The organism is Caballeronia sp. GAWG1-1, from assembly GCF_023631465.1.
Lineage (GTDB): Bacteria > Pseudomonadota > Gammaproteobacteria > Burkholderiales > Burkholderiaceae > Caballeronia.
The window spans coordinates 62,636-73,893 of the sequence record NZ_JALQDB010000054.1 but is presented as its reverse complement, the minus strand read 5'-3'; the positions used below and the strand labels follow the sequence as shown (position 1 = coordinate 73,893).

Below are 11,258 nucleotides of genomic sequence, written 5' to 3'. Positions count from 1 at the left end.
TCTTCCACGGCGATCTCGTCGAACGGGTTCATGGACATCTTCACGTTGGCGATATCGACACCCGTGTTGTCCGACTTGACCCGGACCTTCACGTTGTAGTCGACCACGCGCTTGACTGGCACCAGAATTTTCATGGGTGCATATCTCCTTGCTTGAATGATTCGAAAAGAGCCGCGCGGATCAGCGCCGACTGTCGGGCTCGACGAGGACGAGCGCAATCGATGCATCGCTTCCCGACGACCGAGGCGCGAGATGAAGCGCAGGCGCGCCCGGCATGCGCGTCAACACGTGACCTTCCGCCAGCACGATCTCGTCGTCGCTGTCGGCAGCGTGGACGAGGCAGCGGCCATTCATCGTCAGCACGAGCGCGACACATTCGAGGGGCACGAACGCGGCGTCGCGCAATGGCTCGATGCGTGCTCGATAGCGCCCGCGCAACGCCATGACATTGAGCGCGACAACAGGGCCGTCGTGCAACGTGGCTTGCCACGCAACGCCGCCGTCGTATTCCATGGCGATACCGCGCCGCAAGTGACTTTGCACGGCGTCGTCTTGCAGCGTGACGCCCGCACCGGTCATGACGAGCGATTGCCGCGTCATGCCGGGAAAGCGCGAATACGGACCGTCGCGTTCCACGTCGGCCAGGCTGATGCGCCAGCCGCCTTCCGTATCTTCCGCGAGCGCGCGCGTGATGCCGCCGCCGTTGCGCCACGCCTGCGGCGCAAAAGACGCGAGCGGTGCAATGGCGACGCCCTCGGGCGCGCGCGCTTCAGGAGACGGCGCCGACACCGTACTTTCCAGTGAGCAGCGCGCCGGTCTCGAAGCGTTCGATCGAGTAAGGCGCGAGCGAGACATCGGTTTGCAAGCCGAGTGCGGCTTGCGCAAGCACCTTGCCGACCGTCGGCGAGAGCTTGAAGCCGTGCCCCGAAAAGCCGTAGCCGACGACGAGCCCTTCGATGCCGGGCAGCGCGCCGAGCACCGGATTCCAGTCGGGCGTGACGTCGTACACGCCCGTCCACGACGACGCAATGCCCGCAGCTTCGTATGCGGGAAACCGTTCGGCGACCTGAGCGCCGACCTCGACGACATAGTCCATCGAGATGTCGCCCTGTTCAGTATCGGCCGTGGCGAGTTTTTCTCCGGCGGTGCCTTCGCTGACGAGCATCTGATTGCCGCCATAGCAGCGGTAATAGAGCATGCCGGGCGAGGCCAGATCCTTGAACACCGGCATGGTGTAGGTGTAGGCCGCGCCCTCGCATTCGAGCGCAAGCACCGCATGACGCTCCGGCGAGACGGGCAGTGTGCGGCCGGTCCATCCGGCGAGTTCCGGGGTCCAGATGTTTTGCGTGCTCACGACCATTGCCGCTGAAAAATCTCCGATGCTCGTCGACACGCCGCTCACCTTGCCGTGCTCGATCAGCAAGCGGTTCACGGTGACGTTCTCGCGGATCGTCACGCCGCCGCGCCGCGCCGCGCGAGCGAAACTGGTCGCCGTGAGATACGCATCCGCGAAGCCCGCCTCGGGTTCATAGCCGATCAACGCGGCGTCGTCGAACTGCGCGATGGGCATGAGCTCGTGAGCCTGGCGAGCATCGAGCAATTCGAGCGGAATGCCTTGCTGCTTCTGCTGTTCGAGCGATGCGCGCAGCGGTTCGACCTTGTCGCCATCGGCCGCAACGATCATGTAGCCGCACTTCACGAGTCCGCACGAGGCTTCATCGTCGCCGACGTAGCCCGCGAAATCGTTGAACACGGCCCACGACTTGCGTGCGAGTTCGACGTTTTCCTTGACCGAATAATGCGTGCGCAAAATGCCCGACGATTGCGACGTCGTGCCCGCGCCGATGGTCGCGCGATCGAGCACGAGCACGCTTTTGGCGCCAAGCTTTTGCAGATGAAACGCAACGGAACTGCCGATCACGCCCGCGCCGATCACCACTACATCGTACGTATTCACTGTCGCGCTTCCTTTCTCATGCGGATGATGTTGCAGTGTGCCGGGTTGCCGCCATCGCGAGCACTTCATAAGCAAAAGCGATGGATAGCAGCAGTACCGGCGCGTTCGAACGTCAGCCAGCGCCTTCCAGGCCTCGCATGACTTCGGCCTGCACCGTTTCCCAGATCGACTTCTTCATCTCCAGATACGCAGGCGATAGCTGCACTTCGGCGGTACGCGGCAAGGGCAGGTCGTTGCGGATGTCCTGCACGATGCGCCCCGGTTTCGCGCCCATCACGATCATGCGCGTGGAGAGCAGCAGCGCTTCGTCGATCGAATGCGTGATGAAGACGATCGTCTTGCCGCTCTTCTCGTAGATCGACAGAAGCTGTTCCTGCAGCACTTGCCGCGTCATGGCGTCGAGCGCGGCGAAGGGTTCGTCGAGCAGCATCACGTCCGGGTCGTTGGCGAGTACGCGCGCAATCGACACGCGCTGTTTCATGCCGCCCGAAAGCGCGCCGGGATAGCTGTCCTCGAAGCCTTTCAGCCCCACGGCTTCGATATAGCGACGCGCGGCATCACGCCTTTCAGCCCGGCCGACACCGCGCATCTTCAACCCGAACGCGACGTTCTCGCTGACCGTTTTCCACGGAAACAGCGCGTATTGCTGAAAGACCATGCCGCACGCCGGCTCGACATCCTTCACTTCGCGGCCATTGACGAGCACGCGGCCCTGCGTCGGCGGCTCGAAGCCGGAGATCATGTTGAGCATCGTCGATTTGCCGCAACCCGACGCGCCAAGCAGCACGAGAAACTCGCCCTTCGCGACTTCGAGATCGACTTCCTTGAGCACTTGCAACGCGCCGAAGGACTTCGCCACGCCTTCGAGGCGAATCATGGGGGCATCTATCGTTGCCATGCGAGCACTCCGCGTTCGATGAGCCTGAACAAGCCATCCGTAATGAGCACCGTGATGCTGATGAGCACCATGCCGAGCACGACCGTATCGGTCTGGAAGAATTCGCGGCCGTTCATGATCATGAAGCCGAGCCCTTGCTGCGCGGCGACGAGTTCGGCGGAAATCACGCAGGTCCACGAGAGGCCGAGAATCACTTTCATGCCCGACAGGATCTGCGGCATGCAGCCCGGCAGGATGACTTCGCGCATGACCTGCCAGCGGTTCGCGCCGAGATTGCGCGCCGCGCGCACGAAGATCGGGTCGATGTTGCGCGTGGCGTCGATCACATAGAGAAGGGCAGGCGCGAACGATCCCATGAAGACGATGCTGTACTTCTGCGTCTCGGTGATGCCGAACCACAGCAGCGACAGCGGTATCCAACTCATCGACGGCAGCGGGCGCAGGAAGGACAGTAGCGGGTCGAACACTGCGCGCGCCACGCGCGAGGTGCCGAGCGCAATGCCGAGCGGTATCGACACGACCGCCGCGGCGAGAAAGCCCACCATGACCCGGCGTATGGAGGCCAGCACGTTATCGAGCAACGTATGCTGATTCCACATGCGGATGCCGCGGCTCAGCACTTGCGACGGCGCGGGCAGAAACACCGCATCGACCAAACCCGCGCGGCACACGAGTTCCCAGAGCAGCAGAAAGCCGATCAGCGAGCAGGCGCTGACGACGAAAAGCCCGCCGCGCTTCGTCCATTTGTTGTCGGATGCCATGCCGCGCGCTCAGAGATACGACGCGTTGATCCAGTCCGCCACTTTCGGCGACTGGTCGATCTGCTTGAGATCGACGAGCATGTCGCTCAGTTTCTGCACGCCGTCGACGAACGGTCCCGGCTTTCCGCCGCTGCCGACGAAAAGCGTCTTTTGCTGCGCGTGGGAATACCACTGCGTCTGCTTGAGCACGGCCATCTGCTCGTCCTGCGTGAGATTCGTGAGCGTCATCAGAATGGGCGCGACCTTCTCCGGCTCGTGCGTCATCATGTCGTTGGCTTGCGCGACACCTTGCAGAAAGGCTTTCGGCACATCCGGATGGGCGCTGGCAAATGCGGTGCGCACCAGCAGCACGTCCGGGCCTGGCGTCAACTGATATTGCCTGTAGAGCGAGAACGAGGAATCGTCGAGCAGCAGTTTGGTATCGGGCAGCGCCTTGATGCGGTCGAACGTCGGTGTCCATGCGGCGGCGGCATCGATCTGATTACCGCGATACGCCGCCAGCAGTTCCGTCGCCGGCAAGTTGATGATGCTCACGTCCTTCGCCGGGTCCATGTTCGCCTGGCGCAGCACGTCGAGCAGCAGGACATGCGAGCTCGACGCATACGTGACGCCGATCTTCTTGCCCTTGAGATCGGCGAGCGACTTCACATTGCCGCGCACGAGAAGGCCTTCCGATTTGCCGAAGTTGTTCGGCGTCGAGATGAGCTGAAACTGCTTCGCGCCGCTTGCCATCAGCGCGAGCGCCGAGACGACGCCGGTCCCCGCAATGTCGATGTTCCCCGCCATCACCGCGCCCATGCGCGCCGACGAAGTGGAGAACGATTGCCAGCGGCAGTCGATGCCGAGCTTCGTGAAGATGTCCGTCTTCATCGCGACATAGGCCGCGTAGTGCCCGAGCCATGCCGAGCCGCCGTAGTTGACGACGGTCGCGGCGCGCGCGAATGACGCAAGGCCCGAGGTGGCCGCGGCTACGCCGACGAGTGAAGCCTGCTTCAGAAAACTACGGCGGTTTGTGGTCATCGTCCTGCCCTGTCTCTTAGGTTGAACTGCGTGTATCCGCTGTCAGCTACGGATGGTAGAGGCGAACGCATCCCTGCCATTAAGCCGCGCGGCCGAATCAGAAACTCTTATGTTTTGAAGCAGTTCCGCTAATTTCACGCGGCGCTTTGCGCGGCGAACGCGGCGGTGTAGGCATCGAAAAGATGGGGCGGCGCGCCGGGCAAAGCCGCAAGCAAGCCCGGTGCAATTACGTCGCGCGTCACGGCCACCGACTCGCGCGCGACGGCCTCTGCCATCGACGACCATTCGGCCTGACGCGTGAGAATGTAGAAATGACGATGCCCGATGCGCGTCGTGGCCAGCGGCACGACCGCGATATCCGCCAGATGCGCGCGCGATTGCCAGAGACACAGCGGCGACGTGATGGCGCAGCCGAATCCCGAGCCGACCAGACTCAGGAGCGGGTCGGTATCGTCGAATTCATAGCGGTTCGGGGCATTGAAATTCATGTGCCTGATGAGCCGCTCCACTTGCTGCCCGATGAGCGAGCGGCCCGTATAACGCAAGAGCGGCAACTCGCGCAGCACCTCATGAAAGGACTCGGGCGCGCGCTTGCCGCTGAAGCGCCTCGGCGCGACCGCAATGAAAGTCTCGGAGAAAAGCGGCCGTAGTTCGACGCGTCGTGGATCGAGCGTGGCTTCCGTGCAAATGGCGAGATCGAGCTCGCGATTGGTAAGCTGTTCGCTAAGGGTCGGCGTGAGGCCGGACCACATCGACAAGGTTTTCATGCGCCCGCAAAGACGTTGCACGAGATGAGGCCCGACGCTTCCGGCGAAGGAATCCACGCAACCAATGCGCAGACTCGGCACGCCTTCGCTCGTCGCCGTACGCACGTCGTGCGAGACCGCCTGCGCGTGTTCGAGCAGCGCGCCCGCGCGATCGAAGAGAATGCGGCCCGCCGCGTTGGGCCGCACCGGACGGAACTCGCGATCGAAGAGCGCCACGCCTTGTTCGCGCTCGAGCGCCGCGATGAGTTGGCTCACGGCGCTTTGCGTGACGCCGAGTACGCGCGCCGCTTCCGTCATGGAGCGGGTTTCGCAGACCGCGACGAACGCCTGCAACGCGCGCAGATCGACCCCGACGAACGAATTTCGCATGCTTTCTCCTCGGCCGATTCCGCCGCAGATGCAGCGCGTGTCGCCGCTCAGATCCCATACCGTTGCGGCGCTTCTGGCCATACGCTTGTTTTAGCGACCATAATAGCGCTCACATGCTGGCCCCAAGCCGCCTTCGCGAATGCGGAGGTTCGAATCGTCCATTGCGAATCGCGCGTTGCTCAAATCCGCTTCTTCGTCCGCCGCCGTGCCTCGCCAGTTCGTGTTCTTGCTGGCCGATGGCTTGTCCATGATGAGCCTCTCGTCCGCCATCGAGCCGTTGCGCTCGGCCAACCGCCTCGCTGGCGAAACATTGTATGCGTGGACGCTCGCCAGCCTCGACGGCGAGCCGGCGCCTGCATCGAACGGCATCGCGCTTGCCGCGCGCAAGTTCGACGACGTGCTGGCCGGCGCGGACTATGTGTTCGTCTGCGGCGGCCTGCGGCTCGCACCCGCGCTCGAACCGGCCTTCGTCGCCGCGTTGCGACGCGCGGCGCGCACCGGTGCGGTCATCGGATCGCTTTCCACGGGCACCTATCTGCTCGCGCTAGCAGGCCTGCTCGATGGCTATCAGTGCACCATCCACTGGGAAAATCTGCCGGCGTTCACGGAGGCTTTTCCCGACCTGCTGTGCAGCAGCAAGCTATATGAAATCGATCGTGACCGCATGACGTGCTCGGGCGGTATCGCTTCGATGGACCTGATGCTGCATCTCATCAAGATGCAGCACGGCAGCGATCTCGCCGTGCGCGTGGCGAACCAGTTCCATCACGAGCGCATGCGCGACACCGCCGACAGCCAGCGCGGCTGGCGCGACCAGAATCACGCGAGTCTGCCGCGCGGCATCCGCCGGGCAATCGAGATGATGCGCGCGCATGTCGAGACGCCGTTGCAGATCAACGATATCGGCTCGGCTATCGGCATGACGTCGCGGCAGATGGAACGCCTGTTCCTGCGGCATCTGAACGCGACGCCCGCACGCTACTACGTGCAGTTGCGGCTGGAGCGCGCGCACGAAATGCTCACGTATTCGAGCGTGCCGGTCGCGGATGTCGCGGTGGCGACGGGATTCGCGTCGCCTTCGCATCTGGCGCGCTGGGTCCGGCGCGCCTACGGCATCAGTCCGACGGAGTTGAGGGCGGCGCAGACGCAGTCGTGAGCAGGCGGGCGTAAGGGCGACGCAATGCGCTCAAGCCGCTTCCAGCACCGGCGCCGATGCGCGCAGCGGCAACGGCAACCAGCCCTGAAGCTCGCGCCAGTCCGGTTCGAGATGAGCGAAGCGCGCCAATCTCAGCGACGACAAATCCGCAAAACCGCAGCGCCCGTCCATCACGAGGTCGCGGATGGCGTGACCGCTTGCGGGCGAAAGGCCGAAGCCGACGCTCGATAGCGTCGCGACCGTCACATTGCCTCGTTCATCCGGACGATCGATCACGGGCCGTCCATCCGGCGTGTTCTCGATATATCCCGCCCAACTGCGGATGACTTTCGCGTGCGCCGCCTTGGGCAGCAACGCAGCCAGGCGCGCCGCGATACTGCACTGAAGCGGAGTCGATTGCGGCCGCACCTTCGGCACATCGTCGAGGCCGATCCATTCGTGCGGACCGCCGCCGTAAGCGAGATTGCCGCGCAGCGTCTGCCGTCCATAGAGGCCATTGCCATCCACGCCGCCGATGGCCATTGGCGGCAACGGCTCGGTGACGATCATCTCGGCGCGTGCGGCGGCGAGCGGCACATCGATATCGAGTTGCGCCGCGAGCACGCCGGTATGCGGCCCGGCCGCGATCACGAGATGATCGCAGGCAATCTCGCCGTGAGCCGTTTTCACCGCGCTCACGCGTCCGCCTTGCCGGACGAATCCTGTCACCGGCGTGTGCTGGAGAATGCGCCCGCCGTGATCCTCCAGCGCCCACGCATAAGCCTGCAACGTGCGATGCGGATTCGCATGTCCGCCGAAGTGATAGAAGTAGCCGGCATGGACGTTGTCGCCGGCGAGCGGCACGAGTTCGCGCACCTGTTTCGCATCGAGCACGTCCGAGCGCAGGCCGTGATGTTCGCCGTTTTCGAGCGCGCGCCGGTACAACACGAACTGCTGTTCATCGAGCGCAATGCGCAGACGCTCGGCGCGGAACTCGGTCGGATAGCCGAGCAGGTCGTCCATCATCGGCCAGAGACGCTGTTCTTCGAGAAAGAGCGGGCTGTGATGATGCGAGCAACCGCCGCCGTTGCGGCCCGACGCGCCCCAGCCGATCATTCCCGCTTCGAGCACCAGCACGTCGACACCCTCGCGCGCGAGCCACCATCCCGCCGACAAACCCGTTACGCCGCCGCCGACGATAACCACCGAAGCGCCCTTCGGCGTGCCGCTGTCCTGTTGCGTGTCTGCTTTCATGCTTGTCTGTCCGGAAGATTCGATTCGAGTGCGACGGCCGGTCGATGCTTCGTTCATTCGCTCGCCACCGGTTCGCCCTGACGGCGTGTGCCCGCGCGATACAGCGGATCGACACGCCAAAACGGCACCCATTGCGACGCCATGCCGAACCAGCTGTCCCAATGCGCGCCGGTCGCCTGCGCTTCGGCCACCTCGGCTAGCTGCCGCAGCGCGAGCGGCCGGACGGGCGCGCGGAATGTGGCGAGCGGAATCTGCGGCAGCGCGCAGCCGGAGCCTATCGCGAGCAGCGCGGCGACTTGCTCGCGGCATCGGCGGCCCTGGCACGGGCCCATGCATGCGCGCGTGAGACGCTTTACCGCGTCGGGACTGGGCGGCCCGCTTTGCGCGAGACCCGCGACGCCGCGTGTGTCGTGAAGCGCGTCGGCGGGCTGCCAGCCGAGGTAGCGCGGCGGCCGCACATCGAGGATTTCGCGCGCCGTCACTTCCTCGCACTGGCAGACGAACGGCTCGCCCGCCGCGCCGATGACGCTTGCCCGCACCCATTCGACACGCGATAGCGCGATGTCTTGCGCGGGCGCATCGGGTTGGCGCGCGGGCGGCGCGTCGGCGAGAGGAGCGCTTTCATCCAACGACGATAAAGCCGCGCGCGCCGCAAGGCGGCCTTCTTCACGCGCGATCGTTTCGTCGCGGCTCTTCGCCGGCCAGACGCCCGCGCAGTCGCCTGCCGCGTAGGCGAACGGCAACGAGGTGCGTTGCATCCTGTCGACACGGGCGATATGACCGCCGCGCGCGGCATCGAACGCAGTCGCGCAGCCTGCCGCTTCGAGCAGCTCGATTGCAGGCAACGCGGCGATGCCGAGCAGCACGGTATCGCAATCGAATGTCGTCAGGGCGGTCGTGTCGGGCGTGGCTGCGTCGACGGAAGTCACGCCATAAGCATCGCCATGTGCATGGCGCACGACATGACGCGTGAGAATGTGCGCGCCGCTCGCTTCGAGTTGCGCCGCGAGCGCCGCATCGCCGACGATTTCACCAGCCTGTTCGATCACCGCGACGATCTGCACGCCGCGCGAGACGAGTTCGAGCGCGACGTTCAGCGCATCCGTGTCGCTGCCGACGAGCACCGCGCGCCGCGCGTCGAGCGCGCCGTAGAGAACCGCGAGCCGCCACGCGGCGCTTGCACCCATCACGCCCGGGCGTTGCCAGCCGTCGAAGGCGAGTCCCATGTCGCGCCGCCCCGACGCAACGATCACCTGACTGAATTGCAGCAGCCAGGTATGTTCGGCGTCCGCGAGACCGGCCACGTGCGTGCCGATCCAAGCGTTCGCCGGCCCGTGCGGGAAGAGTCCCCACACTGCCGTGCCCAGCTTCACGTCGATACCCGCTTCGAGCGCGTCGCCCAGTTCGGGATGGGCGTCGAGCATGGCTTCGAGCATCGCGTTGGCGTTGCCTGCCTCCGCGCCCATGCGGCTGCCGAAGTGCAGCGGCACGTCTTCGCCCAAGGTTTCGAGCGGCACGGGGTTTTCGTCGACGAGCGTGACGCGTATACCGCGACCGGCCGCTTCGAGTGCCGCCGCGATGCCGGCCGGCCCCGCTCCGACGATCAGCAGATCGGTCGATTCGCCGATGGGCGGCGCCTTGCCCGCCACGGACGCGGGATCGTGGAACGGCGTTGGGAATGCGTCGGGATTTACTGGCATGGCTCGTTGTTTCGTTGGCTGATCGGAGTGTTCATGTTTGCGACGCACTGGGCGGCGTGCCCAGCACGAGTTCGCACAGGCGCCCGGCGCGGGCGTGCGGTTCGGCGAGCGCGTCCACCGCGTCTTCGAGTTCGCGCGCGAACCGTGCGCCGAAGCGCGCGCCGCAGAGTTCACGAAATTTGTCGCGCTCGGCGTCGGGTGTCATCGGGCGCGCGAGGTCGCCGCTTGCCTGCATCGGACCGGAATCGAGGCGGCGGCCGTCGCGCAGTTCGACCGTCACGCGCGCCCAGCGCTCGGCGGGAAACGCGGCGCTGAACGCGGCGTGCTCCTTTGCGACGAGGCGCGGCAGCAACGCGCACGCGGCGGGATCGGCAAGGCCCGAATCGCCGATGGTGCCGGCATCGACACGGCCATGCGCCAGCGCCGCCGCGACGGGAAACAGCACGCCATACTGCGCTTCCTCGGTGGTGCGTGGCAGCGCGGACCAGAGACGCGTCGCCTCGTGGAAGGTTTCGATCTCCACGCGCTCGATGTTGGCCGCATCGAAACCATCGAGCGCGCGCACTGCAAGCGCGGCGGCGATTGCCGGATGCGCCCAGCGGCACACTGGATACGGCTTCACATACTGTTCGAGGATCAGCCAGCGATCGCCGAGGTCGGACCAGCAGGCGGGCGCATCGCGTTCGACGGTGGTCGCGGGCGCGCCGGTGTAGCCGCGCGCGGCAAGCAGGGCGGCGCTGATGCCCGCCAGCGCGCCCCAACCCGAGCCGTCCTTCAGCATGGTCGGATGATCGATGCAGCGCATCATGTCCGAACGCGGCCCGTGATATTCGGCGATGCCGAGCGCGTGGCGCGTCGCCGGTATGTCGAAGCCGAGCGCGCGGCTCGCGATAGCGGCGGCCGCCAACGCATTCCACGCGCCCGAGGTGTGATATTCGCGGCTCGTCGCATGCAGCGCGATACCGGCACGCGTGCCTATTTCATAACCGAGCACCGTCTGCACGATGAACTCGCGTCCGCTCATGCCGGGCGCGCGCTCGGTCATGGCGAGCAGGGCCGGCAAGACGGTGACGCCCGCGTGGCCTTTGGTGAGCGCGTGGCCGTCATGGCCGTCGAGACTGTCGATGGTCGTTGCGCCCGCGAACGCCGCGCCCGGAGCACTGACGATGCGCCCGTCGAACAGCATGCGCGCGGGGGTGCGTCCGGCCGCGAAGCAATCGAGCGCATGCTCGCGCGCGATTGTCGAAAGCCGTGTGGACGTGCCCGCCGCCGCGACGCCGAGCAGGTCGAGAATGCGGCGCTGCGCGTCGCGCACGACGGTAGCGGGAAGCATGTCGAAGCCAAGCGTGTGCGTGAAGCGGCTGGCGTCGTGATGAAGCGTCGGTGCCGTTTGCATG

General features: G+C 65.4%; 10 protein-coding genes and 1 pseudogene. 1 reads left to right on the top strand and 10 read right to left on the bottom strand.

Annotated elements, in window-relative coordinates:
• The 7 genes and pseudogenes from NCT03_RS31565 to NCT03_RS31535 all read right to left on the bottom strand — a co-directional run.
• Window positions 1-134: pseudogene (locus NCT03_RS31565) on the bottom strand (electron transfer flavoprotein subunit beta/FixA family protein); the annotation flags it as partial.
• 46 nt (window positions 135-180) lie between these two features.
• Window positions 181-789, bottom strand: a complete 609-nt coding sequence (locus NCT03_RS31560) for a HutD/Ves family protein (protein ID WP_250495308.1) — start codon at window positions 787-789, stop codon at window positions 181-183.
• Window positions 770-1,957, bottom strand: coding sequence for an NAD(P)/FAD-dependent oxidoreductase (locus NCT03_RS31555; protein ID WP_250495307.1), 1,188 nt, complete (start codon window positions 1,955-1,957; stop codon window positions 770-772). Before NCT03_RS31555 ends, NCT03_RS31560 begins: the two co-directional genes overlap by 20 nt.
• 112 nt (window positions 1,958-2,069) lie before the next feature.
• Window positions 2,070-2,855, bottom strand: a complete 786-nt coding sequence (locus NCT03_RS31550) for an ABC transporter ATP-binding protein (protein ID WP_250495306.1) — start codon at window positions 2,853-2,855, stop codon at window positions 2,070-2,072.
• Window positions 2,843-3,616 carry an ABC transporter permease gene (locus tag NCT03_RS31545; protein WP_244831428.1) on the bottom strand — a complete coding sequence of 258 codons (774 nt, stop codon included), beginning with the start codon at window positions 3,614-3,616 and terminating at the stop codon, window positions 2,843-2,845. The genes NCT03_RS31550 and NCT03_RS31545 overlap by 13 nt, the downstream gene beginning before the upstream one ends.
• Window positions 3,617-3,625: 9 nt before the next feature.
• On the bottom strand, window positions 3,626-4,636 hold the full coding sequence (locus tag NCT03_RS31540; RefSeq protein ID WP_250495305.1) for an ABC transporter substrate-binding protein: 1,011 nt from the start codon (window positions 4,634-4,636) through the stop codon (window positions 3,626-3,628).
• Window positions 4,637-4,770: 134 nt separating this feature from the next.
• Window positions 4,771-5,772, bottom strand: a complete 1,002-nt coding sequence (locus NCT03_RS31535) for a LysR family transcriptional regulator (protein ID WP_250495304.1) — start codon at window positions 5,770-5,772, stop codon at window positions 4,771-4,773.
• A gap of 139 nt (window positions 5,773-5,911) precedes the next feature.
• On the opposite strand from NCT03_RS31535, the gene NCT03_RS31530 reads away from it, so the two are divergent.
• Window positions 5,912-6,928, top strand: coding sequence for a GlxA family transcriptional regulator (locus NCT03_RS31530; RefSeq protein ID WP_244831425.1), 1,017 nt, complete (start codon window positions 5,912-5,914; stop codon window positions 6,926-6,928).
• Between the two features lie 30 nt (window positions 6,929-6,958).
• On the opposite strand, the gene NCT03_RS31525 is transcribed toward NCT03_RS31530, so the two are convergent.
• The 3 genes from NCT03_RS31525 to NCT03_RS31515 are packed head-to-tail and all read right to left on the bottom strand — an operon-like array spanning window position 6,959 to window position 11,257.
• Window positions 6,959-8,161, bottom strand: a complete 1,203-nt coding sequence (locus tag NCT03_RS31525; protein WP_250469920.1) for an NAD(P)/FAD-dependent oxidoreductase — start codon at window positions 8,159-8,161, stop codon at window positions 6,959-6,961.
• 53 nt (window positions 8,162-8,214) lie between these two features.
• Window positions 8,215-9,861: an FAD/NAD(P)-dependent oxidoreductase gene (locus tag NCT03_RS31520; protein WP_250495303.1), complete on the bottom strand. Its 1,647-nt coding sequence runs from the start codon at window positions 9,859-9,861 to the stop codon at window positions 8,215-8,217.
• Between the two features lie 31 nt (window positions 9,862-9,892).
• On the bottom strand, window positions 9,893-11,257 hold the full coding sequence (locus tag NCT03_RS31515; protein WP_250495302.1) for an MmgE/PrpD family protein: 1,365 nt from the start codon (window positions 11,255-11,257) through the stop codon (window positions 9,893-9,895).
• Window position 11,258: the final 1 nt, after the last annotated feature.